The sequence below is a fragment of the Tardiphaga sp. 619_E2_N8_4 genome, from assembly GCF_051810905.1.
In the GTDB taxonomy this organism is placed as follows: domain Bacteria; phylum Pseudomonadota; class Alphaproteobacteria; order Rhizobiales; family Xanthobacteraceae; genus Tardiphaga; species Tardiphaga robiniae.
The window spans coordinates 4,544,560-4,569,157 of record NZ_JBPWQJ010000001.1 but is presented as its reverse complement, the minus strand read 5'-3'; the positions used below and the strand labels follow the sequence as shown (position 1 = coordinate 4,569,157).

Here is a 24,598-nt window from a genome sequence, read left to right as displayed (position 1 = left end):
GAGGTCTTAGGCGCGCTTGGCGATATCCACGTAGTCGCGGCGGGCAGCACCCGTATAGAGCTGCCGCGGACGGCCGATCTTCTGCTGCGGATCGCCGATCATCTCGCTCCACTGGCTGATCCAGCCAACGGTGCGGGCGACCGCGAACAGCACAGTGAACATCGAGGTCGGGAAGCCCATCGCCTTCAGCGTGATGCCCGAATAGAAATCGACATTCGGATACAGCTTGCGGTCGATGAAGTACTGGTCCGACAGCGCGATCTTCTCGAGCTCCATGGCAACGGCGAGCATCTCGTCGCCACCGTGACCGGTTTCCTTGAGAACTTCGTGGCAGGCCTGCTGCATCAGCTTGGCACGCGGATCGTAGTTCTTGTAGACGCGATGACCGAAGCCCATCAGGCGGACGCTGGAATTCTTGTCCTTCACCTTGGCGATGAATTCCGGAATCTTGTCGACAGTGCCGATTTCGGCGAGCATCTGCAGCGCGGCTTCGTTGGCACCACCATGCGCCGGTCCCCACAGGCAGGCGATGCCGGCGGCGATGCAGGCGAACGGATTGGCGCCCGACGAACCGGCGATGCGGACCGTCGAGGTCGATGCGTTCTGCTCGTGGTCGGCGTGCAGCGTGAAGATCTTGTCCAGCGCCTTGGCGAGCACCGGATTGACCTTGTACTCCTCGCACGGCACGGCGAAGCACATCTTCATGAAGTTCGCCGCGAAATCGAGCGAGTTGGTCGGATACACGAAGGGCTGACCGATCGTGTACTTGTAAGCCATCGCCGCGAGCGTCGGGATCTTGGCGATCATGCGGATCGACGCGATGTCGCGCTGCTTCGGATCGTTGATATCAGTTGAGTCGTGGTAGAACGCGGCGAGGGCGCCAACCGACGCGACCATCACGGCCATCGGATGCGCGTCGCGGCGGAATCCCTGGAAGAAGCGGCTCATCTGATCGTGAACCATGGTGTGGTTCGTGACCAATGCGTCGAACTTTGCCTTCTGCGCCTTGGTCGGGAGTTCCCCGTACAGCAGCAGATAGCAGGTCTCGAGGAAGTCCCCCTTCTCGGCGAGCTGCTCGATGGGGTAGCCGCGGTATTCGAGGATACCGGCATCGCCATCGATATAGGTGATCTTGGACTGGCAGCTGCCCGTCGAGGTGAAGCCGGGATCGTAGGTGAACATCCCGGACTGGGCGTAGAGCTTGCCGATGTCGATGACATCAGGGCCGACGGTCCCGCTGTGGATCGGCAGTTCGAAGCTCTTGCCGTCGACTGTCAGCGTTGCGGATTTGGTATTGGTTTTTGCGTCCATCGCGTGGTCCCCGATGAGATCGTTGAGGGGCCGGCAAGCCACCGACATTTCAGGAGAAATGGGGAGGCTAGCCGGGAATTCCAGAGCATTCGCCAGAATGCGTAGCGTATTGCTGTGTGCGCTGCAAGGCGGGCAAAAGCAGCCTACAGCTATGCTAAATAGATGCCTGATCGGCGAGCCGGTCCAGGCATTCCTGCCGTCCCAATACCGCCAGAACATCGAAAATGCCGGGCGATGTGGTCTTGCCGGTCAGCGCCACGCGAAGCGGTTGCGCGACTCCGCCAAGCTTGATGCCAGCTTCCTCGGCAAAGGCGCGGGTAGCAGCTTCGGCATTTGCTGCGGTCCAGTCGGTGACGGCTTCCAGTGCCGTGCGCAACTTGCCGATCAGCACACGGGTTTCCGGCGTCAGCGCGGCCTGCGCCTTCGGCTCCATCGCCAGTGGGCGATCGGCAAAGATGAAATTGGCGCCGTCGATCAGTTCGATCAGCGTCTTGGCGCGTTCCTTCAGGCCGGGCATGGCGCGCAACAGCTGAGCGCGCGTAGTGTCGTTGAGCTTCGCCTTCAGTTCGGCGCCGCCGGGCACGTAATTCAGCACGTCCTCGAACATGGTCACGAGGGATTGATCGTCGGTGTGACGGATGTAGTGACCGTTGAGATTTTCGAGCTTGGCGAAATCGAAGCGCGCGGCGGAACGGCCGATCCCCGACAGGTCGAAGGCGTCGATCATCTCCTGGGTCGAGAAGATTTCCTGATCGCCATGGCTCCAGCCGAGCCGCACCAGGTAATTCCGCAGGGCGGCCGGCACATAACCCAGCGCGCGATAGGCCTCGACGCCGAGCGCACCGTGGCGCTTCGAGAGTTTCGAACCATCGGGTCCGTGGATCAGCGGAATATGCGACATGCTGGGCACGGTCCAGCCGAGCGCGTCGTAGATCTGCTTCTGGCGGGCGGCGTTGATCAGATGATCGTCACCGCGGATGACATGGGTCACGCCCATGTCATGGTCATCGACCACCACGGCGAGCATGTAGGTCGGATTGCCGTCGCCACGCAGCAGCACGAGGTCGTCGAGATTCTCGTTCTGCCAGACCACGCGGCCCTGTACCTGATCCTCGATCACGGTCTCGCCGGTGAGCGGCGCCTTCAGGCGGATCGTCGGTTTGACGTCGGGGCGCGGATCCGACGGATCACGGTCGCGCCACAGCCCGTTATAGAGCTTGGACTTGCCCTCGGCGCGGGCGGTCTCGCGCATCTGTTGCAGTTCCTCGGCGCTGGCATAGCAGTAATACGCCCTGCCCTCGGCCAGCAGCTGTTCGGCGACTTCGCGGTGCCGGCCGGCACGGGCAAACTGGAAGACGGTGTCGCCGTCCCACTCGATGCCCAGCCACTTCAACCCGTCGATAATGGCGTCGATCGCGGCGTCCGTTGAGCGTTCGCGGTCGGTATCCTCGATCCGCAGCAGCATCTTGCCGCCGGTCTTCTTGGCATAGAGCCAGTTAAACAGCGCGGTGCGTCCACCGCCGATATGGAGGAAGCCGGTCGGCGAGGGGGCGAAACGGGTAACGACGGGAGCGGTCATATCAGCGGGTTCGATCGAGTTCGGTGTGAGTGTTGGCGGGCGTTTATCACAACGACAGGGCGCTGTCTCACGGCGAATAAACGCGGATTTGGGGTCGGAACCGCATCGGAAAAGGCCCTTTCGCGGGACCCGGCCCCTGATCCGGCCTTGGCGCGGCCTTCCGGATTTGGCACATAGGGCGCAGCTTGAAAGGCAGAAAATGACAGACGAATCGGTATCCGACGCAGGCCGTGACTTCATCCGCGACATCGTTGCGGCGGACCTGCAATCCGGTAAGCACAAGAGCGTGGTGACGCGCTTTCCGCCGGAGCCCAACGGCTACCTGCATCTCGGCCATGCCAAGTCGATCTGCCTGAATTTCGGCGTTGCCGAGGAGTTCGGCGGCCACTGCAACCTGCGTTTCGACGACACCAATCCGACCAAGGAAGAGCAGGAATATATCGACGCCATCCAGCGCGACGTCCGCTGGCTCGGCTTCGACTGGGGCGAGGGCAACCTGCACTACGCCTCGGACTATTTCGAGCAGCTCTATGACTGGGCGGTGCACCTGATCCGCGCCGGCAAGGCCTATGTCGATGACCAGTCGCAGGAAGAGATCCGCTTTAAGCGTGGCACCCTGACGGAGCCCGGCCAGAACAGCCCGTTCCGCGACCGTTCGGTTGATGAGAACCTGGATCTGTTCGCGCGGATGCGCGCCGGCGAATTCCCGAACGGCGCCCGCGTGCTGCGCGCCAAGATCGACATGTCGTCGGGCAACATCAACCTGCGCGATCCCGTGATCTATCGCATCCTGCATGCGCATCATCCGCGCACGGGCACCGCCTGGAGCATCTATCCGAGCTACGACTTCGCGCACGGTCAGTCGGATGCCATCGAACACGTGACGCATTCGATCTGCACGCTCGAATTCGAGGATCACCGGCCGCTCTATGACTGGTGCCTGGAAAACCTGCCGGTGCCGTCGCGGCCGCATCAGTATGAATTCGCGCGCCTCAACATGACCTACACGCTGCTGTCGAAGCGCGTGCTGACCGAACTTGTCCGCGGCGGCCATGTCACCGGCTGGGACGATCCACGGATGCCGACGCTCGCCGGCCTACAGCGCCGCGGCATTCCCGCTGAAGCGCTGCGCGAGTTCGTCAAGCGCATCGGCGTCGCCAAGGCCAACTCGACCGTCGATATCTCGATGTTCGACTTCGCCGTGCGCGAGACACTGAATCGCACGGCGCAGCGCCGCATGGCGGTGCTGAAGCCGCTGAAGGTGGTGATCGAGAACTACCCGGAAGGACAGACCGAGCAGCTCGAAGCCATCAACCATCCCGATGATGCGTCGCTCGGCAACCGGCAGATTTCATTCGGCCGCGAGCTCTACATCGAGCATGACGACTTCATGGAAGAGCCGCCGAAGAAGTTCTTCCGCATGGCGCCGGGCCGCGAGGTCCGCTTGCGTTACGGCTATTTCATCACCTGCAAGGACGTGATCAAGAACGCTGCCGGCGAGGTGGTCGAACTGCGCTGCACCTATGATCCGGAAACCCGGGGCGGCAATGCGCCAGACGGCCGTAAGGTCAAGGCGACGATCCATTGGGTGAGCGCTGCAGATGCCGTGCAGGCGGAAGTGCGCGTCTACAATCAGCTGTTCGCCGATCCGCAGCCCAATGCGACCGAGTTCGCATCGCAGCTCAATCCGGACTCGCTGGAGACGCTGACCGGCGCCATGCTGGAGCCGGCGCTGGCGAGCGACAACACAAGCGATGTCGTGCAGTTCGAGCGCCAGGGTTATTTCTGTCGCGACAAGGATTCAGCGCCGGGCAAGCTGGTCTTCAACCGTACCGTCGGTCTGCGCGACAGCTACGCCAAGCTCGCTTGAGCAACCCCAGGGATTAGTTTTCGTATTCTGCATCCGTTCCGCTAGCCGCCGCTTGCCCTTCCGATAGCATTCGGAAGGACAAGCTTGGCGTGCGGGCGTTCGATGGCGCGGGGCGGGGATCAGCAACAGCGGCGGGGCCGATCCGGCACGGCGACCACATGGCCGCCGCCGGCCACGGCAGGCGTCGCTCTCCCGTCACCGACGTCATCAACGTCGGGCTTCGAGACGCTCTGGACGTGGGTGTGGGCCGAAGCTGGTCCCGGTCGCTTGCTGCCTTGGGTGCCGATCGCTTTCGGGACCGGCATCGCGCTGTATTTTGCCGCTGAGCATGAGCCGGTGGCCTGGGTTGCCGCTGCGACGGCAGGCCTTCTTTGCGTGGCTGCGTTTTTGCTGCGGCGGCAGCGATGGTTTCCCTTGATCTTGCTCATTGCGGCAACCGCGGCCGGCTTTGCGATGGCTGCAATGAAAACCGCGCGCGTGGCTCATGAGGTTCTGGCGAAGCCGCTCTATTCCGTCGCGCTGACCGGCTTCGTTGAAACTCACGAGGAACGGGAGCGCACGGATCGCTTCGTGCTGCGCGTTGCCACGATGGACAGCCCGCGCGCCGCGCCGAAGCTCACCCGTGTGCGGCTGTCGGTGAAGAAGGGCATGGCGCCTGCCATCGGCAGCTTCGTCGAATTGAAGGCAAGGCTGCAGCCGCCGCTGCCGCCGCTCCGGCCGGGGAGCTACGACTTCGGACGGGATCTGTATTTTCAAGGGATCGGCGCGTCCGGTTTTGTGATGGGCGGCATCAAGGCAGTCGATCCGCCGATACAGCCGAGTGTGGCGCTACGCTATTCGGCGACCATGCAGGGGCTACGCGACGCCATCGACGCGCGGATCCGCACAGTGCTCTCGGGCGATAGCCGCGCCATTGCCACGGCGCTGCTCACGGGCCGCCGCGATGCGATTTCGGCTGACGTCAATGATGCGATGTTCATCTCCGGCCTCGGTCATGTATTGTCGATTTCTGGCTATCACATGGCCGTTGTCGCCGGCGTGGTGTTCTTTGCGATCCGCGCGCTGCTGGCACTGATCCCCGTGCTGACGGTGACGTTCCCGATCAAGAAAGTCGCAGCGGCTGCTGCGTTATTCGCAGCACTGTTCTATCTGCTGTTGTCAGGTGCTGAAGTCGCGACGCAGAGATCGTTTTTCATGACGGCCGTCGTGCTGATTGCAGTCATGGTCGATCGCCGGGCGGTGACGTTCCGCACGCTGGCGGTGGCGGCAATGGTCGTGCTGATCGTCGCGCCGGAGGCACTGGTGCATCCGAGTTTCCAGATGTCGTTCGCGGCGACGCTGGGGCTCGTCGCATTGGTGCAGATCGGCATGCCCGCGCTGTTTGCGTCGTCCGATCATTCCGCGACGGCGCGCGTGGCGCTATGGGGCGGACGTGAGATCGCGATGCTCGTGCTGGCCTCGCTGGTCGCGGGCCTTGCCACCACGCCCTATGCTGCCTTTCACTTTCATCGCGTCACGCCCTATGGCGTTCTCGCCAATCTTTTGGCGATGCCGGTGGTCTCGGCGTTGGTGATGCCGGCCGGCATTCTCGGTTTGGTGGCCATGCCGTTCGGCTTTGACGGTGTGTTCTGGCGGCTGATGGATGTCGGCATCCAGTGGATGATCGTGGTCACGCAATGGGTCGCAGCCTTGCCCGGCGCCATCGGCCGGATGCCGGCCTTCGGCACCGGACCGCTGATATCAGCCAGTATCGGCATCATCGTGCTCGGATTGCTGCGCACGCCGTTGCGCTTCGCGGGGGCTGGCGTGCTGGTGCTCTCGATTGTATGGGCATTGCTGGTGAAGCAGCCGGATGTGCTGATCTCGGGTGATGGTCGCAGCGTCGCGGTACGGGGCAGGGACGGGCATCTCCACGTGATGCGCAGCGCCAAGGATACATTTTTGCTGAAAGAGTGGCTTGCCGGCGATGCCGATGCACGCCTGCCGACCGATGCCTCAGTCGGCCACGGCGTGTCCTGCGACCGCGACGGGTGCATCACGGCGCTGGCCGATGGCGCTTTGGTGGCGCTGGTTCTACAGCCGGATGCTTTCACAGATGATTGCGAGAAAGCGGCGCTGATCGTCACGACGAGACAATCGCCGAGGGATTGCAAGGCGCTGGTGATCGATCAGGATCGCTTGCAACGAAATGGCGCGGTGAGCCTGCAGCGAACTGCCAACGGCTTTACCATCGATGCCGTGCGCCCGCCTGGCCTGGACCGCCCGTGGTCGCGCGCTATCCCCGATGAGCCCCAGCACGATCTGATCCAGGACAGTCGCACGCCGCAAAATCGGCCGGTGGATGCGACGCCGGCGGAAACCGATCTTCAACCCGAAGATCAGTAATCCGCCGAGGCCACAGCCTCAGTAGCGACGATACAGGCCAATCAGCTTGCCCTGAATGCGCACCCGGTTAGGCGGCAGGATGCGGACCTCGTAGGCGTCGTTCGCTGGCTCCAGCGCGATCGACGCGCCGCGGCGGCGGAAGCGCTTCAGCGTGGCTTCCTCGTCGTCGATCAGGGCCACCACGATGTCGCCGGTGTCGGCGCTCTCGTTGCGCTGGATCAGCACGGTGTCGCCGTCGAGAATGCCGGCGTCCTGCATGGAATCGCCGCGCACTTCGAGCGCGTAATGTTCGCCGGAGCCGAGCATGTCCGCGGGCATGCTGATGGTGTGGCTGCGGGTCTGCAGCGCCTCGATCGGCGTACCTGCCGCGATCCGGCCCATGACCGGGATAGCAACCGTGCGGCCATTGTCATCATCGCCGCTGTTGCTGGCGATGCTGGCGGCCGAACGCACCTTGCCAAGCGTGCCTTCGATGACGCTGGGCGTGAAGCCGCGGCGCCCGGTGCCGCCGGTGACCGGCGCGCCGAGCTCTGGCAGCTTGATGACTTCGATGGCACGGGCGCGGTTGGGCAGACGGCGTATGAAGCCGCGTTCTTCCAGCGCCGTGATCAGACGATGGATGCCGGACTTCGAGCGCAGGTCGAGCGCATCCTTCATCTCGTCGAAGGAGGGCGGGACGCCGGCTTCCTTCAACCGTTGATCGATGAATCGCAGGAGTTCGTATTGTTTGCGCGTGAGCATCTGAAGCCATCCTCAGTTGACGGTGTCGGCCGCCGCGTGCGTTTCAAAGGGCCTTCGAACGTGAGCCTCAATCCAGAGACGATCGTTCGAAGATCGGTTGCGCGAGTTCGGGCACTCTCAAACTACTCAAAGCCACAGAATCTCGAAACAAATCATGAACGAACACTATATGTTCCATATGTGTTCTGCAATGCTTAATTTGCCGTCAACAGAATGCGCGTTGAGGGAGGTTTGAGGAGGCTGTTCCTCACCAGTCGTCGACCCTCGACGGACATGGAAAATGCTTCCCGGTCGCTTGGTCTACGCAGACGTCATGCGCCCAACGGGCGGCGGCGGGGTCGTGGAGCCGGTGGCCAGCGAGCGCTGAACCATGATCGTGTCGGCCCAGCGGCCGGAGCGATAGGCGACGCCGGGCAGCAAGCCGACGCGGGCAAAGCCGAAGCTCTCATGCAAGCCGAGCGAGGCCGTGTTGTCGGCATCGATATAGCCGATGATCTGCCGGAAGCCGGCCGCCGCGCAGACGTCGATGAGTTCGCGCATCAACAGGCGGCCGATGCCCCGGCCGACATGACCGTGGTGGATATAGATCGAATGCTTGACCGTGTAGCGATAGGCCGGTCGCTTGCGGAACAGCACCACATAGGCATAGCCGACGACCTCGCCGCCTTGCGTGGCGACGAGGTGCGGGAACCGTTTGCTGCGCAGGTTCTTGCGCCGGTCTCTGAGATCGTCGGGCTGCGGCGTGTCGGCGTCGCTGACGCCTTCCTCGACGCCTTGCCGGATGTGCCGGCGATAGATCGCCAGCATGGCATCGACGTCGGTGTCGCGTGATGGTCGGATGACGACCGGCTGTTCGAGTTCCGTTGGCAAATCAGGCTCCTTACGTGCTCCCTATTCGGAGACCACGTAAGTGTAAAGTCGGATCCGGCCATTGGCGTCGACCTTGCGGTAGATGCCTTGGATCTCGACGTCGAAGCCCGGGAATGTGTTGAAGCAGGTCTCGAACATCCTGAGATAATCGATCATCGGCTTTGACCGTTCGGTGAGCCGTTCTCCGGGGACGATCGTGGCGATGCCGGGCGGGTAGACCACGAACGGCGTCGTCGCGACGCGCCCGAAGATCTCATCGATCGGGAGGTAATCGACGTCGTTGCGCACCAGACAGCGCGCGGCATCATGGGGTGACATGGCAATCTCCGGCAGATGGTCAGCGGAGAATTGCCTGGTCTGAAGTTCGCTCACATTGGCCTCGCGGAAGAACCGGTGCATGTCGCCGCATAGATCCCGCAGGCGTATGCCCGCGTAACGCGCGGGCCTGCGCCGTGCGAATTCCGGGATGACGTCTTCCAGCAACGCGTTGTCGTCATGAAACTTCTTGAAGGCGACAAGGCCCGATATCAGCGTGCCGGCCTTGCTGGCCTCCACGCCGGGCGTCAGCAGGAAGAGCAGCGAGTTAAGGTCGTTCTTCTCCGGCACGATGCGATTTTCGCGCAGGAACTGCGCGACCACGGGCGCGGGGATGCCGTGTTCCGCATAGCCGCCGGTGGTGCGGTCGAAGCCGGGTGTCAGTACCGTCAGCTTGTTGGGATCGGTCATGGCGAAGCCGGCGACCATTCCGGGAAAGCCGTGCCAGGCAGCCTCAGGGGCGAGCTGCCAATAGGACGGATTGGTGGCGAGCTGGTCAGTGCCGATGCTTTCCCACGGCACATTGTGAACAGCGCCTTCGCTGGCTGCGTCGGGAATTGCGACGCGCTCGGGCACGAAGGGTTCGAAGAACCAGCGACGCTCGGCGCGGGTTTCCTTCTCCTCGAATTCGCGGCGGACGGCGCGCATCTTCTTGCGCAGTTCGATGCCCAGCCGGATCGTGTCGTCCCACAACACTTCGCCAGAGCGGCCCTTCATCATCTGCGCGCCGACATCCAATGATGCGAACAGTGGATAGAATGGCGAGGTCGAGGCGTGCTGCATGAAGCTTTCGTTGAAGCGCCGATGCTCGACGCGGCGCTTCTGCCCGCGGATATGACGATCCTTCATGTGGATCTGCGACGCCTGCGAGAAGCTCGCGAGCTGCTTGTGGGTCGACTGCGTCGCGATGATGCCCGGCGAATCCGGGCCGAGCTCCTTGAGCCCCATGGCGAAGCGGCCGGCATAGAGCGGGTGGAATTTCATGAAACCCGCCCATGCTTCGTCGAACAGGATGTAATCGCAGAGATGGCCGATGCGCGCGATGATCATCTCGGCGCTGTAGATGGTGCCGTCATAGGTGCACTGTTCGACCACGGCGACGCGGAACGGGCGTGGACGCTTCCAGGCCTCGGGATCCGTGACCAGCGGATTGATACGGATGCGCTCGCGCAGCGCGTCCTCGTCGAGCGCATCCCAGTTCATCGGGCCGATCAGGCCCCAGGGATTGCGCGTCGTCGGCACATAGATCGGCACACCGCCTGAAATCATCAATGCGCCGTGCAGGGCCGCCTTGTGGTTGTTGCGATCGAACAGCACCAGATCGCCATCGGTGACCAGAGCCGATAGCGCGACCTTGTTGGAGGTCGAGGTGCCGTTGAGCACGAAATAGGTTTTCTCCGCCCCGAAGATCTGCGCGGCTTCCTTCTGCGCCTGCAAAGCAGGGCCCTCGTGAGTCAGCAGATCGCCGAGATCGAGCACCGAATTGTCGAGGTCGTCGCGAAACACGGCTTCGCCGAGATGTTCCATGAACACCCGCCCGATCGGGCTGCGGCTGTAGAACACGCCGCCATTGTGCCCGGGGCAGGTCCAGAGCTGGTTGCCTTCCTCGGCATAGTCGACCAGCGCGCCGAAGAACGGCGTCTTCAGCGTCTCGGCATATTGCTTCAACCGGCTGATCAGATTCTTGGCGATGAACGGCGGTGTTTCCTCCGACAGGAAGACATAGCCGTCGATGAAATCGAGCACCTCGACCGGGACGTCTTCAAACCGCTTGCGACGGATCAGCAGGATGATGGGGAAATCGAGGCCCCGTTTGCGCATCAGGTTGATCAGCGCCGCGGTCTTGCCTTCGAGGCCCTTCTTGCCCCAGTCGACCACCATGCAGCCGATCGCCGCGTCGGTCTGGACCGCGATCGTGGCGTCTTCGAGCTTGCGCGCCTTGACGACCTCGAAGCCGGAACGCTCGATCTCATCGACGATCTGATTGAGGCGAATGCCCTCGAGATCGTCGGCGTCGAATGTTGGCATCGCAAACAGGAAATTGAAGCGTTTGAAATAGTCCATTTGTGCACCGATCTTGTTTCGCAGCGATGTCTCGCTGCGTTACGTGACAATTCAGTGACTGAAGCCGCGTTAAGGTATCTCAGTCAGAAAAAAGCTCAGAGAACATGCCGCGCGGCGGAAGTTCCGGTGGCCCGGCATCCCATCGCGCATCTCGGCCTTTAGACAGGCAGTCGCATGATCGCGCAGGAATCACCAGCGGCGGCGGCGGGAGCGAATGGCTTGCGGATCAGAAGTCCTTCGGCGACAGCCAGATTTCCCAGCAGCGACGAGTCCTGTTTCATCACCGGCGTCGCCACCACGGTGCCGTCGGCGCGGGTTTCCAGACGCGTGCGCAGATAGTCCTCGCGCTGGTCGTTGGCGGCGAGGTCGCGGCCGAGCACCGCGGGTTCGAGCGCGTGAGCGACCTCGTTTCGGCCGGATAGCGCGCGCAGCAGCGGCACCATGAACAGGAAGCCGCAGACATAGGACGAGACGGGATTGCCGGGCAGGCCGATCACGCGCATGCCCTGGCGGCGTCCGTGCATCATCGGCTTGCCGGGCCGCATGGCGATGCGCCAGAACGCCATCTCGACGCCGGCATTGATCAGGGATTGCTGCACGAGGTCGTGGTCGCCGACCGACGCGCCGCCGGTGGTGATCAGCACGTCCGCCTTCAGATCGATCGCGCACTGAATGGCCGATGTGGTCGCCTCCAACGTGTCGACGGCGATGCCGAGATCGATCACCTCGGCGCCTTCAGCGCGGGCCAACGCACGCAGCGCGAAACCATTGGAGAGCACGATCTGGCCGGGGCCAGGGACCGCGCCGGGCATGACCAGTTCGTCGCCGGTGGCGAGCACGGCAACGACCGGCCGTCGCCGCACGGGCAGTGACGGATGGTTCATCCCGGCAGCAAGCGCCAGGTCGCGATCGGTAAGGCGGGTGCCGGCGCGCAACAGCACATCGCCTTCGTTGAAATCGACGCCAGCCGGGCGGATATGCTTGCCGGAAATCGCGGCCTCGTTGATCCCGACCATATCGCTATCGCGCGTGGTATCTTCCTGGATTACGACGGCGTCGGCGCCAGCGGGCAGCACGCCGCCGGTGAAGATTCGCAGGGCTTCGCCGGTCTGCAGCGGGCGGTCGAACGGCTTGCCTGCGGCGATCTCGCCGATCACGCGGAGCTTGGCGCCCAATGTCGCATCGGCGGCGCGCACCGCATAGCCGTCCATGGCCGACATGGGCTCCGGTGGCTGCGTGCGCAGCGAAGCGATGTCGCGGGCGAGCACGCGGTGGAACGCGTCTTCCAGCGGCACCATCTCCTCAGGCAGCGCATCGGCGCCCGCGAGAATCGCGGCCATGGCATCGGTAACCGGCATCAGGGCCATCGCGGGGATCTCCGGCAGTGTGGGCGCCCGTCATAGCGGAGAGCGGGAGCGGACGCAAAACCACCGGCGCTTTGGCAGGGCAGGGAAACACGGTAGACATCGGCGATCATGACCGACAACCACGCCGCAACCGCCGATGAAGCGCCTGTCTGGCGGGCAGATGTCGATGCGCTGGCGTTCCGGCCGTCCGGCCATCGCGGGCTATGCATGGTGCACCGTCATGCGTTCCGGACGCTGCTCCGGCGCTACCCGTCGCCGGAGGACTGCGCGGCCTATTTTCAAGACCACAGAGCGGTGTTCCAGGCGGCGGCTAGCGCCAAGCTCGTGCGTGCGTCGGTAGCGGCAGATGCGAACTTTCATCTGACCAGCCGCGATCTCGCCCGCGCGATGTAAAATTAACGGTCGCGCCGCCGGAGCAACTCGGCTAAATTGGCCCTCTATTTCGCGAGGATTCCGATGCAACAGACCCAGACCGCCCAGATCTCCGCCGTCACCACTGACGTTAATGTCGTCGTGCAGGCCGTTCTGGCCATGGCGCTCGGTCTGTTTATCGTCGGGGTGGTCGGTTTCTCGCATATCAGCGCGGTCCATAATGCGGCCCACGACACGCGTCACGCCAACGCATTCCCCTGCCACTGAGACATGTCCGTCTTCAGGTCGATCGTTTTCTCGGCAGCGCTGGCTGGCGTGATCACTGGCGCTGCCATCACCGGCGCCCAGATGGTCGGGACCATTCCCCTGATCCAGAAAAGCGAAGTTTATGAGCGCAAGGCGGAAGCTCCGGCTGCTGTTGCGCCGACGGCTGCCGCGCAGCCCGCCCATACGCACGACCATGGCGCCGCCGCCCATAGCCATGAGGCCGAATGGGAGCCCACCGAGGGCTTGCAACGCAATGCCTTCACCACCGGCGCCAATATCCTGACGGCCATCGGCTTCGCGTTGCTACTGGCCGGCATCTTCGCGCTGCGTGGCCGGGCCGTGAGCTGGCGGGAAGGGCTGTTCTGGGGTCTCGGCGGTTTCGTCGTCTTCACGGCGGCGCCCGGCCTCGGCCTGCCGCCGGAGCTGCCTGGAATGCCTGTCGCCGACCTCACACTGCGCCAGACCTGGTGGATCGGCACCGCCTGCGCCACCGCGGCGGGGCTCGGCCTGCTGGTCTTCCGCAAGGCGTCATGGGCTGCCATTTTAGGCCTCGGCCTGATCATCCTGCCGCATCTGATCGGCGCTCCACAGGCGCCCGCTGGTCATACGGATGTCCCCGAAGCGCTGTCGCACAGTTTCGTCGTTGCGGCGGTCCTGACCAGCCTGCTGTTCTGGGCACTGCTCGGCGTCCTCACCAGCATCGCCTTCCAGCGCATCTCGCGGACCTAAAGCCCGAGTGCCTTGAGCGCCTCGGCGACGGAAGTCGGCGAGGTGACGTGGACGGCCTGCAATCCGCAAGCGCGAGCGGCCTCGATATTGTCGGCAAGATCGTCGAAGAACACGATGCGGTCGGCGGGGATGCCGATTTCCGCGATGACGTGCTCATAGGATTTTGCATCGGGCTTGCGAAGCCCGATCGAGGACGACAGAAACACCGTGTCGAAGTGACTGAGCAGATCGGCATGGTGTTCCGAGAAATGCGTGACATGCGCGACATTGGTGTTTGAGAATGCGTAAAGCGGCCAGCGCTTCGCGGCATGCGCGAGGAGTTCGGCGATGCCCGGCATCTCCCCGACGAAGATCGCATTCCAGCCTTCGAGAAATTGTGCCGGCGTCAGATCGATACCGAGCGTGTCGTGCAGATGCGCAAAGAATGCGTCGTCGGAAATCTCGCCGCGCTCGTGTCGCATATAGACGTCGCCGCGCGCAAACCGGCTCACGATGTCGTCCGGTGTACACTGCGCGTAGTCCGACCAGACCTTCAGCACGCGCGTGAAATCGATATCCAGCACGACGCGGCCGAGATCAAATAGCAGGGCGTCTGCGGAATTTGGCGTAAGCGACATCGTCATCTGTATCTTTTGGCTCAACGATTGAACATGTGCGGCGCAGGTTAGCGGATGGTGGCAGAAAATCCTTGCCTCCGCGTGACAAACCGTCCCGATATTTCTGTTGCCTAGGCAACTAATTCGTGAGAGCCTTTCCAAAGAGGGCGCTACATAGAGCAGTCAACTGCCGCGCCCCGCAGGGAGAGAAACGATGGTGGACCGCTTGTGCGGGACAGCGATTGATGACGCGCGAGTAACGCGTGGTGGCCTAGCCGGTTACCGCGCCGAGATTGCCGTGAATGCGTCGCAGCAAGTCGATCAGTACCTCGCGTTCGCATTCATCCAGACAGGACAGCAGCTTTCGCTCGCGTTCCAGCGCGGTCACGATAACGGCGTCATGGGTCGTGCGACCCTTCGTGGTCAGCGTAATCGAATGGGTGCGTGCGTCGTCCGGGTCGGCATTGATGGCGACCAGGCCGCGTTCTTCCAGCATGGCAAGCGTGCGGCTGACCGGTCCCTTGTCGAAGCCGATGACGTGGCAGATGCGCGAGGCGGGAATGCCGGGCTCGATCGCCAGCAGCGACATGATGCGCCACTCGGTGACATTCACGCCAAAGCGCTTCTGATAGAGCGCGGTCGCGTTGCGCGAGAGCTTGTTCGCAATGAAGGTGATGAAGGCCGGCACATAGCGCTCAAGATCGAGCAACTGCCCGCCTTTGGACGCGGGCGCTCTCGCGGCAACAGTCCTGACATTGACCTTTGTCGCTTTCGCCTTGGCGGGCTTTCGAACCGTTTTTCCCGATCCATTCTTGCTCATGCACCACGATCCTGCCTGCCAGCATGACGTCGTCGAAATCGGCGAGATCACGTGGTCCTGAGGAATAGAGACACGCAGCCGCAATTGCCAACAAGAAAATATGGGAGATTCACATGGTTGCCACGGTCACGACGGCATCGCCCCACACCCCGCCGGTGCTGTCCTTTGGCGGAGCCTTGCCGAACGACGCATCGTCTCAGCCCGTCGTCCACCTCGACGTCGATCCCTTCGCCATGGACTTCTTCGCCGATCCTCACCCCACCCACGAGGTGCTGCGTGAAGCCGGGCCCGTGGTGTATCTCGACAAATGGAACGTCTACGCGGTCGCGCGCTATGCCGAAGTTCATGCAGTCCTGAACGATCCCACGACGTTCTGCTCGAGCCGCGGCGTGGGCCTCAGCGACTTCGCCAGGGAGAAGCCGTGGCGCCCGCAGAGCCTCATCCTCGAAGCCGACCCGCCGGCGCATACGCGCACGCGCGCGGTACTCAACAAGGTCCTGTCGCCCGCGGTGATGAAGCAGCTGCGTGACGGCTTCGCTGCGGCGGCCGATGCCAAGGTCGACGAACTGCTGGAGCGGCGCAGTTTCGACGCGGTCGCGGATCTTGCCGAAGCCTATCCACTCTCGGTGTTCCCCGATGCGATGGGACTGCAGAAGGAGGGCCGCGAAAACCTGCTGCCTTATGCCGGTCTTGTCTTCAACGCCTTCGGCCCGCCGAACCAGCTGCGCCAGGACGCCATCGAACGCTCGGCGCCGCATCAGGCCTATGTCGCCGCGCAATGCCAGCGCGACAATCTCGCGCCCGGCGGTTTCGGCGCCTGCATCCATGCGCGGGTCGACACCGGCGACATCACCGCCGACGAGGCGCCGCTGCTGGTGCGCTCATTGCTGTCGGCAGGGCTGGACACGACGGTGAACGGTATCGGCGCTGCCGTTTATTGCCTGGCGCGCTACCCGCAAGAATTCGCGCGGCTGCGCAGCGACCTGTCGCTGGCGCGCAATGCTTTCGAGGAGGCCGTGCGTTACGAAAGCCCGGTGCAGACCTTCTTCCGCACCACGACGCGCGACGTCGAGATCAGCGGTTGCCATGTCGGTGAGGGCGAGAAGGTGCTGATGTTCCTGGCCGCCGCCAACCGCGATCCGCGCCGCTGGGCCGATCCCGAACGCTACGACATCGCCCGCAAGACGTCCGGCCATGTCGGATTCGGCTCCGGCATCCATATGTGCGTCGGCCAGCTCGTGGCACGTCTGGAGGGTGAGGTGATGCTGTCCGCATTGGCGCGCAAGGTCGCATCGATCGAGATCACCGGCGAGGTCAAGCGCCGCTACAACAACACGCTGCGCGGGCTGGAGAGCCTGCCGGTTACCTTCACGCCTGCCTGAGGATCCTATGCCGAGCATTACGTTCATTCATCACGACACCCGTGCCGAGACAGTCCGCGCCAATGATGGCGATAGCGCCATGTATACGGCGCTGCTGCATGGCATCGACGGCATTACGGGCGAATGCGGCGGCGGCGCGGTCTGCGCCACCTGCCACGTCTATGTCGACGACAACTGGCTAGGCAAAGTTGGCGCAGTCGGTGCCGACGAGGATGAGTTGCTGGAAGGCGTCGCCAGTGAGCGGCTGCCGAACAGCCGCCTGTCGTGCCAGATCAAGATCACCGAGGCACTCGATGGCCTCGTGCTCCGGCTGCCGGAGCGACAGGTGTAGTTCGCAAGAAAGACCGCGACCGGCAACGTCCGGACCCGCGCAATCAAGGTAGAGGGGAGAGACGACAATGAAGGGCTTGAAAACAGTTTTGGCTGCTGCGGCATCCTGCGTGATGGCGACGGCAGTCCAGGCGCAGGTGTCCGACGATGTGGTGCGGGTCGGCGTGCTCAACGATATTTCCGGCGTGTTCCAGGACACCAACGGCATGGGCTCGGTGGAAGCCGCGCGGATGGCGGCCGAGGATTTCAACGGCGGCGGCAAGAATATCAAGGTCGAGATCGTCTATGCCGACCATCAGAACAAGGCGGATGTCGGCTCCGCCATCGCGCGCAAATGGCTCGATGTCGAAAAGGTCGATGCCATCGTCGACGTGCCGAATTCATCGGTGGGTCTCGCCATCAACAATATCGCCCGCAACACCAAGATGACGTTCCTGGCCTCGTCGACAGCGACCTCGGACCTGACCGGCAAGGACTGTTCGCCGAACACCATCCAGTGGGTCAATGACGCATGGGCCACCGGCAACACCACCGCAGCGGCGATGATGCAGCGGGGCGGTGACGACTGGTACTTTCTCACGGTGAATTACGCGCTGGGGCAGGGCATCGAGGCCGAAGCCACCAATTACATCACGAAGAACGGCGGCAAGGTGCTGGGGTCATCGAAGCACCCGCTCGGCACCTCCGATTTCGCCTCGCTATTGCTGCAGGCGCAGAGCTCCAAGGCCAAGGTGATCGGCCTGGCTAATGCCGGCGCGGATGCCATCAATGCGGTGAAGCAGGCCGGCGAGTTCGGCATGCAGGACGGCCCGCAGAAGCTGGTCGCGTTCCTGATCTTCATCAATGACGTTCACGGCATGGGCCTGAAGACCGCGCAGGGCCTGTTGCTGACGGAATCCTTCTACTGGGACATGGATGACGACACCCGCGCCTTTGGCAAACGCTTTGCGGCGCGGCCGGGCATGAACGGCAAGATGCCGAGCGCCAATCAGGCGGGTGTCTATGCCTCCACGCTGGCCTATCTCAATGCCGTGGCCGCCAAGGGCAGCGACGATGCCAGTGTCGTCGTACCGCAGATGAAGACCTTCAAGGGCAAGGACAAGCTGTTCGGTGAGGTCACAATCCGCGCCGATGGCCGTGTCATTCACCCGATCTATCTGTTCGAGATCAAGAAGCCGGCAGAGTCGAAGGGGCCGTATGACTATTACAAGCTGCTCTCGACCATCCCTGCCGAAAAGGCGTTCCGGCCGATGGCCGAGGGTGGTTGTCCGATGATCAAGTAGCCTGTCGCGCATCGATACCGGCAACATCAGTCGTTCCCGGTATCGATGTGGGGCCAGTTGCGGGAATTGGCGGATCGGTAGGTAACTTGCTGCTCCGCAGAAAATACATGCGGGCTATTTCAAACCTAAAAGGCTATTCCACGTACCTAGTGACATCGAAACCCTTTGATTTAAAGGATTTGGAATGTCGATTATGGTTGGATTGATGGCCTTGCTGCTGCCGCCTGCTGCGTGGTTGCTGGTCAAACGATATGAGCGTCATCTCGATGCGCAGATCGGGCCGTGGATCGTCAGTGAGATGAAGCCGCAGCGCAGCCGGCAGCAGCTCCTGCGCGAGCACCGTGATGACAGCGATCGCTGAAATCCGCCCCTATTCAGGTTACCGCAAAACTTACAACGCGCGCGCGTAACTAAGTAGTGCGCATTCACACTTGGCCTCGTCCTGCTTGGTAGTGCTGATCCCGCCACGAGCACCAGCCCGGATGTCTCATCCGTCCGGTTGGTCGCTTGATCTGGCCCGGGACCGCCGCCAAACACCCCCCATGTCGCGCGCGGTCCCGGTTATTGTTCGTAAACAAGATCGATGACGGCGCAGGATCGCGATTTCGCAGTGATGACGCGCTCTGGGACCTTCATGAGAAATTGCGCGTTGTGCTGGCCGCAAAGATGGTTGTGCGGCGACAGCAGCTCAATGAGCGCCTGCGCGATCTCGAACAGTTCGCGATTTCGTCGAAGCGTGCTGTCGCAGCATTGCGGTCGTTGGCCGAGGGCGGTTGTCCGATGATCAAGTGACGGCCACTTGTTCGATGTCGCTGGCGATCATCGGGAATTATTTGCGGCAACCGGTGTTCTGAGGATGGGGGCCCACACCTGCGACAGGAGTGTGCCATGCTCAGGAAAATGTTGATCGGACTTGCCACAATTGCGGCCATCGGCATGACGTCCGTGCCGATAGATGCTTCCGCGCGCGGCGGCGGCGGCGGTGGCGGGCACGGGGGTGGTTTCCACGGTGGTGGCGGTTTTCACGGAGGTGGCTTCCACGGAGGTGGCTTCCGCGGCGGCGGTATGGCCATGGGCGGCCTGCGCGGCGGCGGGTTCGGTGCAACTCGTTTCGCCGCCATGCCCGGTGGAGCACGCTTCGCCGGAATGTCCAATCGAGGCTTCCATCACTTCGGCCACCATAATCGTCACTTCCGGAATTTCGCCCCGTTTGTGATCGGATTCGGTTCGTCCTACGCCTATGCGGGCTATCCGTATTACGACAACTGCTATGACGTTATACGGGTGCGGACTTATCACGGTTGGCGATGGCGGCGCGTGTATGTCTGCGGCTGACGCCGGGCGACCGCGGAGTATTCAATTCGCGGCGTTGTCCGTGACCAGATAGTGCCCGGACTTGCCACCCTTTTTCTCGACGAGGTGGATGCCCTCGATGCGGACACCGCGCTCGACGGCCTTGATCATGTCGTAGATTGTCAGGCATGCGACGGAGACGGCCGTCAGCGCTTCCATCTCGACGCCCGTGGGGCCCGTGACCTTGACCGACGCACGTACGCGGCAGCCCGGCAGTTTCTTGTCGGGCGTGATGTCCAGCGTGACTTTGGATAGCGCCAGCGGATGGCACAGCGGGATCAGATCCGATGTGCGCTTTGCCGCCATGATGCCGGCGATACGCGCCGTGCCGAGCACATCGCCCTTCTTGGCATTGCCGGAGACGATCATCTCGAGCGTCGCCTTGCTCATGATCACCAGACCTTCGGCCACCGCGATGCGTTCGGTCGCCGGTTTCTCCGACACGTCGACCATGCGGGCTTCGCCCGAGGAATCGATGTGGGTGAGGGCCGGGGCCTGCTTCGATTTTTTCGTCTTGCGGGCCATGATCAATGCGTTCCGTTCGCGCGCTTGAGTAGCGTCTGCGTTGCAGCCGTCACGTCCGCCTGCCGCATCAGGCTTTCGCCGACCAGGAAGGTGGAAATACCGACGCGCTCGAGGCGTGCGAGGTCGTCTGGCGTGAAGATTCCGCTTTCGCCGACCTTGAGACGATCCCGGGGGAGCATCGGCGCCAGCGTTTCGCTGGCGGTCAGCGTGGTCTCGAAGGTGCGCAGATTGCGGTTGTTGATGCCGATCATCGGCGAGCGCAGGTTCAGCGCGCGTTCCAGCTCCGGCTGGTCGTGGATTTCGATCAGCACATCCATGCCCTGGTCGATGGCGGCGTCTTCGATGTCACGCGCCTGCGCATCGTCGAGTGCTGCCATGATGATCAGGATGCAATCGGCGCCATGGGCGCGGGCCTCGACCACCTGATAGGTGTCGAACATGAAGTCCTTGCGCAGCACCGGCAGTTTGGTCGCGGCGCGCGCCGCGACCATGAAGTCGAGATGCCCTTCAAAGGACGGCGTATCGGTCAGGACCGAGAGACACGCGGCGCCGCCGGCCTCATAGGCCTTGGCCAGCGTCGGCGGATCGAAGTCCTCGCGAATGAGCCCTTTGGACGGCGAGGCCTTCTTGATTTCGGCGATCAGCGCGAACTCGTTCTTGTCGAGCTTCTTGTGGATCGCGGTCATGAAGCCGCGCGGCGCCGGCGCAGTCTTGGCCAGCGCTTCGATGGAAGCGATGGGATGGGCGCGTTTCGCCGCCGCGATTTCTTCACGCTTGTAAGCTTCGATCTTGGTCAGGATGTCGGACATCGTCGTCTCACAGGTTGGCGTTGGAGACGGCGACCAGTCGCTTCAGCTTCTCCAGCGCCGCGCCGCTGTCGAGCGACTTCTGACCGAGTGCCACGCCTTCCTTCACGTCCTTGACCTTGCCGGCCACGATCAGGGCCGCGGCTGCATTGAGCAGCGCGACGTCACGGAAGGCGCTCGGCTTGCCATCGAGCACGGCCTGCAGTGAGGCGGCGTTCTCCTGGGCGTCGCCGCCCTTCAGGGAATCCGGACCGGTGCGCGGCAGGCCCGCGTCCTCGGGCGAAATCTCGAAGCTGCGGATATTGCCGTTTTCCAGCGCCGCCACGAAGGTCGGGCCGGTGAGGGTGATCTCGTCGAGGCCATCGGAGCCGTGCACCACCCAGGCGGATTCGGAACCGAGATTCTTCAGCACCTGTGCCAGCGGCAGCACCCACTGCCGCGAGAACACGCCAACCATCTGCCGGGTGACGCCGGCGGGATTGGACAGCGGCCCAAGCAGATTGAAAATCGTGCGGGTGGCGAGCTCGACACGGGTCGGGCCGACATTCTTCATGGCCGGATGATGCGCCGGCGCGAACATGAAGCCGATGCCGGTTTCCTTGAGGCAGCGGCTGACGTCGTCGGGCGTGAGGTCGATCTTGACGCCAAGGGCGGCCAGCACGTCCGCCGCGCCGGAGCGCGACGACAGCGCACGATTGCCGTGCTTGGCAACAGGCACACCGCAGCCGGCGACGATGAAGGAGGCGCAGGTCGAGACATTCACGGAGCCGGAGCCGTCGCCGCCGGTACCGACCACGTCAACAGCGCCGGCCGGTGCGTCGACCCGCAGCATCTTGGCGCGCATCACCTCAACTGCGCCGGTGATTTCGTCCACGGTCTCGCCGCGCACGCGCAGCGCCATCAGCAGGCCGCCCATCTGCGAAGGCGTGGCTTCGCCCGACATCATGCTGTCGAAGGCCGCCGAGGCTTCCTCACGCGAGAGGGAGGCGCCGGTCGCGACCTTGGCAATGATTGCCCTGAGATTGTCCATCGGATGCTTTCAGAGTGATGCACATGTCATTGCAGGCGACATCTGCGACGAAGCCATCCAGCCTTTGCTTGTTGCTTCTGGATGGCTTCGCTGCGCCCGCAATGACGACGTGGGTTTCCTAATTGGTGTTGCTGTTCGCGGCACCAGTGGCGATCGCAACGGCTTCCGCGTTGATCTTGGTGCCGATCTGCGTCTCGAGCCTGGTGACATACTGCGCGACTTGTTCGTCGGTCAGCCCGCGCTGCAGCGTCTCCTTGAGCTTCTTGGCATCTTCGGATGCCATATCAACCGCAGGCGCGGTGACATCGGTGATCCGGTAGACGATCCATTCCGACGGCGTGGCACCCTGCGCCTGTCCGGCCGAATCCTTGACGCCGCGGAATACGGACTGGATGACGCCGGCCGAGAGAGCCGGATCGCTCGCGTCGCGCTTGAATGGCGCGGAGGTCACGACCTTGAGTCCGGCTGCCGCGGCTTCGTCGGCGAGCTTGGCGCCGCTTTCGAGCTTCTTCGCCATATCGACGGCCTTGTCGCGCAGGCGCGTGGTGATCTGCTCTTCGCGCCAACGCGCCTCGACCTGCGGCTTCACTTCGTCGAGCGTGCGGTCGCGCGCCGGCGTAACACCGAGCACGTCGTACCAGATGTAACCGCCACCGGCCTGCAATGCGTCGTTGTCGACGCCGACATCGCTGTTGAAGGCCTGGGTCACGACGTCCACACCCGTGGGCAGGCCGGCAACGGGCTGGCCGTCGGGGGTGCGACCGGAGCGATCGACCGCCTCGATGGTGACGGCAGTGAGACCGAGCTTCTTGGCTGTATCGACGACATTGGCTCCGCCACCGCGTTCGTCCTCGATCTTGTTATGCATGTCGGACACGACGGCGCGGGCGCGCTCGATGGCGATATCGCGCTTCAGGTTGGCGGCAACGCTGTCATAGCTCGGCGTCGTGCCGGCCTGAACCTTGCCGACCTTGACCAGCGTCACGCCGAACCGTCCGGTGATCGGCTGGCTGATGCCATCCGGTGCCAGCGAGAAGGCAGCATTGGCGACGGAGGGATCGATGATGCCTGCTTTGGCAACCATGCCGAGATCGATGTCGGAGGCGGACAGGCCGCGTTCCTTGGCGAGGTCCTCGAACTTGAACGTATCGTTCAGCTTGGCGCGGCCGGCTTCAGCGTCCGCTGCATTCGGGAAGACGATCTGCGAGATCTGGCGCTGTTCCGGCGTGGAGAGTTTGTCCTTGCGTTCCTCGAACACTTTCCTGGCGTCGTCGTCCGACACCGTCGACCACTTCGCCATCTCGTCGGGCGTCAAAGCGAGGAAGGCAATCTTGCGATATTCGGGGGCGCGGAACTGGGTCTTGCGCTCGTCGAAATAGGCGGCGAGGGCTTCGGGCGAGGGCGCCTCAATGGCCCCGGCCTGCGCAGCATCGAGCTTCACGTAGTCGATGGTGCGGGTCTCGTTCTGATAGCGGCTCAGTGCCTCGATCATCGTTTTCGGCGGCTCGACGCCTGACGTGACCGTGCCGGCGATCTGGCGGCGCAGAGAGACCTTGCGCTGTTCGGCGATGTAGCGCTGTTCGGTGAAGCCCAGCGAGCGGATCAGCTGCTGGAAGCGCGGCGCATCGAAGCCGCCGGTCGGGCTCTGGAAGTTCGGATCCGCAATGATCTGCCGCATCACCTCGGCGTCGCCGACACCGAGGCCCTTGCGACGCGCGTCCTCGTCGAGGGCGGCTTCGGCGACGACCTGCTGCAGAACCTGGCGGTCGAGCCCGAAAGCACGGGCCTGATCCGAGGTCAGCGGGCGGCCGAACTGGCGGCCAATCTGCTGCAGCTTGTCGTTATAGAGCTGGCGGAACTGCTCGGTCGTGATCTCGGTTGAGCCGATGGTGGCGAGCTTGGATTGCCCATAGCCCTTGAACGCGTCGGCGATACCCCAGATGCCGAAGCTGACAATCAGCACGCCCATCACGACGGCCATAATCGTCTTGCCAATCCAGTTGGATGAGGCTTTGCGCATTCCTCGAAGCATAGGGTCTTCTTATCTGTCAGGAGGGGAATCGGCTCGCACCAGCAGCCCATGGGGCCGGAGGGCGTCGCCAAATAGGAGGCGCATCATAAAGTGGCAAAAGCCCGGTCGCAACCGGCTGGGGCGGGGCGGATTGAAGCGGTTTCCGGCGCTACCGCGAGGCATTAGCGGCCTATGGAACTTTCCGGCCCGCTGCTGCTTTGTTGAGCGGGCGTTCAGGCCTGCCGGGAGACATCATGCGCATCGGTTGGCGATCGGGAGTTGCCGCCTGCGGCATCTGGATGGCGCTCGCGCCGGCAGGCGCGCAGCCAAATCCGGCGATGCAGAAGCCCACGGTGACGGAGTCGACGAATTCGCAGCCGACAACAGAAACGCCGCCACTTCCCGGCGCCAATAGTTTCACTGAAGGTCAGGCTCGCAAGTCGTTGGAGTCACAAGGCTATGTCGACGTGTCGCCGCTGGTGAACGACAGCCAGGGGATCTGGCGCGGCACTGCGATGAGCGGATCCAAGAAGGTCCATGTCAGCGTCGACTACAAAGGCAACGTCTCGGCGAAGCCGGAATGACCGTGGGG

At 63.1% G+C, this 24,598-nt stretch carries 24 protein-coding genes; 12 read left to right on the top strand and 12 right to left on the bottom strand.

The window, feature by feature from the left end; translation table 11 throughout:
- Positions 1–6: 6 nt before the first annotated feature.
- Together gltA and gltX are read right to left on the bottom strand one after the other, a co-directional pair.
- Entirely contained in the window at positions 7–1,311 is a 1,305-nt protein-coding gene (gene gltA, locus AB8A23_RS21970; RefSeq protein ID WP_089264726.1) for a citrate synthase, read from the bottom strand.
- A gap of 154 nt (positions 1,312–1,465) precedes the next feature.
- Complete coding sequence (gltX, locus tag AB8A23_RS21965) at positions 1,466–2,890, bottom strand: glutamate--tRNA ligase (RefSeq protein ID WP_439058225.1); 1,425 nt, start codon at positions 2,888–2,890, stop codon at positions 1,466–1,468.
- 199 nt (positions 2,891–3,089) lie between these two features.
- On the opposite strand from gltX, the gene AB8A23_RS21960 reads away from it, so the two are divergent.
- Both AB8A23_RS21960 and AB8A23_RS21955 read left to right on the top strand, forming a co-directional pair.
- The gene (locus AB8A23_RS21960) at positions 3,090–4,760 is read left to right on the top strand and encodes a glutamine--tRNA ligase/YqeY domain fusion protein (protein WP_439058226.1); all 1,671 of its coding nucleotides are present in this window, start codon (positions 3,090–3,092) and stop codon (positions 4,758–4,760) included.
- Between the two features lie 102 nt (positions 4,761–4,862).
- The gene (locus AB8A23_RS21955) at positions 4,863–7,145 is read left to right on the top strand and encodes a ComEC/Rec2 family competence protein (protein WP_439058227.1); all 2,283 of its coding nucleotides are present in this window, start codon (positions 4,863–4,865) and stop codon (positions 7,143–7,145) included.
- An 18-nt stretch (positions 7,146–7,163) separates the two neighbouring features.
- On the opposite strand, the gene lexA is transcribed toward AB8A23_RS21955, so the two are convergent.
- The 4 genes from lexA to AB8A23_RS21935 all read right to left on the bottom strand — a co-directional run bounded on the left by lexA (position 7,164) and on the right by AB8A23_RS21935 (position 12,502).
- Positions 7,164–7,886: a transcriptional repressor LexA gene (gene lexA, locus AB8A23_RS21950; RefSeq protein ID WP_068730850.1), complete on the bottom strand. Its 723-nt coding sequence runs from the start codon at positions 7,884–7,886 to the stop codon at positions 7,164–7,166.
- 300 nt (positions 7,887–8,186) lie between these two features.
- Positions 8,187–8,756 (bottom strand): GNAT family N-acetyltransferase, encoded by a 570-nt coding sequence (locus tag AB8A23_RS21945; RefSeq protein ID WP_283805451.1) that lies wholly within the window; start codon positions 8,754–8,756, stop codon positions 8,187–8,189.
- Between the two features lie 21 nt (positions 8,757–8,777).
- On the bottom strand, positions 8,778–11,135 hold the full coding sequence (locus AB8A23_RS21940) for an Orn/Lys/Arg decarboxylase N-terminal domain-containing protein (protein WP_439058228.1): 2,358 nt from the start codon (positions 11,133–11,135) through the stop codon (positions 8,778–8,780).
- Between the two features lie 158 nt (positions 11,136–11,293).
- On the bottom strand, positions 11,294–12,502 hold the full coding sequence (locus tag AB8A23_RS21935; RefSeq protein WP_439058229.1) for a molybdopterin molybdotransferase MoeA: 1,209 nt from the start codon (positions 12,500–12,502) through the stop codon (positions 11,294–11,296).
- Between the two features lie 108 nt (positions 12,503–12,610).
- On the opposite strand from AB8A23_RS21935, the gene AB8A23_RS21930 reads away from it, so the two are divergent.
- The 3 genes from AB8A23_RS21930 (at position 12,611) to AB8A23_RS21920 (ending at position 13,870) form a co-directional block, all read left to right on the top strand.
- Complete coding sequence (locus AB8A23_RS21930; protein WP_439058230.1) at positions 12,611–12,895, top strand: hypothetical protein; 285 nt, start codon at positions 12,611–12,613, stop codon at positions 12,893–12,895.
- 63 nt (positions 12,896–12,958) lie between these two features.
- Positions 12,959–13,141 carry a CbtB domain-containing protein gene (locus tag AB8A23_RS21925; protein ID WP_089264725.1) on the top strand — a complete coding sequence of 61 codons (183 nt, stop codon included), beginning with the start codon at positions 12,959–12,961 and terminating at the stop codon, positions 13,139–13,141.
- A gap of 3 nt (positions 13,142–13,144) precedes the next feature.
- Entirely contained in the window at positions 13,145–13,870 is a 726-nt protein-coding gene (locus AB8A23_RS21920; protein ID WP_089264529.1) for a CbtA family protein, read from the top strand.
- Here the strand turns inward: AB8A23_RS21920 and AB8A23_RS21915 are convergent.
- Both AB8A23_RS21915 and AB8A23_RS21910 read right to left on the bottom strand, forming a co-directional pair.
- Complete coding sequence (locus AB8A23_RS21915) at positions 13,867–14,493, bottom strand: HAD-IA family hydrolase (RefSeq protein ID WP_439058231.1); 627 nt, start codon at positions 14,491–14,493, stop codon at positions 13,867–13,869. The two genes, AB8A23_RS21920 and AB8A23_RS21915, sit on opposite strands and share 4 nt — an antisense overlap.
- A 244-nt stretch (positions 14,494–14,737) precedes the next feature.
- Entirely contained in the window at positions 14,738–15,286 is a 549-nt protein-coding gene (locus tag AB8A23_RS21910) for a MarR family winged helix-turn-helix transcriptional regulator (RefSeq protein ID WP_439058232.1), read from the bottom strand.
- Positions 15,287–15,519: 233 nt separating this feature from the next.
- Here AB8A23_RS21910 and AB8A23_RS21905 point away from each other — a divergent pair, with 233 nt between their 5' ends.
- The 6 genes from AB8A23_RS21905 to AB8A23_RS21880 all read left to right on the top strand — a co-directional run bounded on the left by AB8A23_RS21905 (position 15,520) and on the right by AB8A23_RS21880 (position 19,616).
- The gene (locus AB8A23_RS21905; RefSeq protein ID WP_439060480.1) at positions 15,520–16,668 is read left to right on the top strand and encodes a cytochrome P450; all 1,149 of its coding nucleotides are present in this window, start codon (positions 15,520–15,522) and stop codon (positions 16,666–16,668) included.
- A 7-nt stretch (positions 16,669–16,675) separates the two neighbouring features.
- Positions 16,676–16,999, top strand: a complete 324-nt coding sequence (locus AB8A23_RS21900) for a 2Fe-2S iron-sulfur cluster-binding protein (protein WP_231080802.1) — start codon at positions 16,676–16,678, stop codon at positions 16,997–16,999.
- 67 nt (positions 17,000–17,066) lie between these two features.
- Complete coding sequence (locus tag AB8A23_RS21895) at positions 17,067–18,281, top strand: ABC transporter substrate-binding protein (RefSeq protein ID WP_068730842.1); 1,215 nt, start codon at positions 17,067–17,069, stop codon at positions 18,279–18,281.
- A gap of 184 nt (positions 18,282–18,465) precedes the next feature.
- Positions 18,466–18,642: a hypothetical protein gene (locus AB8A23_RS21890; RefSeq protein ID WP_439058233.1), complete on the top strand. Its 177-nt coding sequence runs from the start codon at positions 18,466–18,468 to the stop codon at positions 18,640–18,642.
- A 203-nt stretch (positions 18,643–18,845) separates the two neighbouring features.
- Positions 18,846–19,073 carry a hypothetical protein gene (locus AB8A23_RS21885; protein WP_439058234.1) on the top strand — a complete coding sequence of 76 codons (228 nt, stop codon included), beginning with the start codon at positions 18,846–18,848 and terminating at the stop codon, positions 19,071–19,073.
- Positions 19,074–19,169: 96 nt separating this feature from the next.
- Entirely contained in the window at positions 19,170–19,616 is a 447-nt protein-coding gene (locus AB8A23_RS21880; RefSeq protein WP_439058235.1) for a hypothetical protein, read from the top strand.
- 21 nt (positions 19,617–19,637) lie between these two features.
- Here AB8A23_RS21880 and moaC read toward each other — a convergent pair whose 3' ends face one another.
- The 4 genes from moaC to AB8A23_RS21860 form a co-directional block, all read right to left on the bottom strand.
- A complete protein-coding gene (gene moaC, locus AB8A23_RS21875) occupies positions 19,638–20,159 on the bottom strand; it encodes a cyclic pyranopterin monophosphate synthase MoaC (RefSeq protein WP_439058236.1) in 522 nt (173 codons plus the stop codon).
- A 2-nt stretch (positions 20,160–20,161) separates the two neighbouring features.
- Positions 20,162–20,968, bottom strand: a complete 807-nt coding sequence (gene trpC, locus AB8A23_RS21870) for an indole-3-glycerol phosphate synthase TrpC (RefSeq protein ID WP_439058237.1) — start codon at positions 20,966–20,968, stop codon at positions 20,162–20,164.
- Positions 20,969–20,975: 7 nt separating this feature from the next.
- Positions 20,976–21,995, bottom strand: a complete 1,020-nt coding sequence (gene trpD / locus AB8A23_RS21865) for an anthranilate phosphoribosyltransferase (protein WP_089264520.1) — start codon at positions 21,993–21,995, stop codon at positions 20,976–20,978.
- A 118-nt stretch (positions 21,996–22,113) separates the two neighbouring features.
- Entirely contained in the window at positions 22,114–24,027 is a 1,914-nt protein-coding gene (locus AB8A23_RS21860; RefSeq protein ID WP_439058238.1) for a SurA N-terminal domain-containing protein, read from the bottom strand.
- A 233-nt stretch (positions 24,028–24,260) separates the two neighbouring features.
- Here AB8A23_RS21860 and AB8A23_RS21855 point away from each other — a divergent pair, with 233 nt between their 5' ends.
- Positions 24,261–24,590 carry a hypothetical protein gene (locus tag AB8A23_RS21855; RefSeq protein WP_439058239.1) on the top strand — a complete coding sequence of 110 codons (330 nt, stop codon included), beginning with the start codon at positions 24,261–24,263 and terminating at the stop codon, positions 24,588–24,590.
- Positions 24,591–24,598 lie beyond the last annotated feature (8 nt).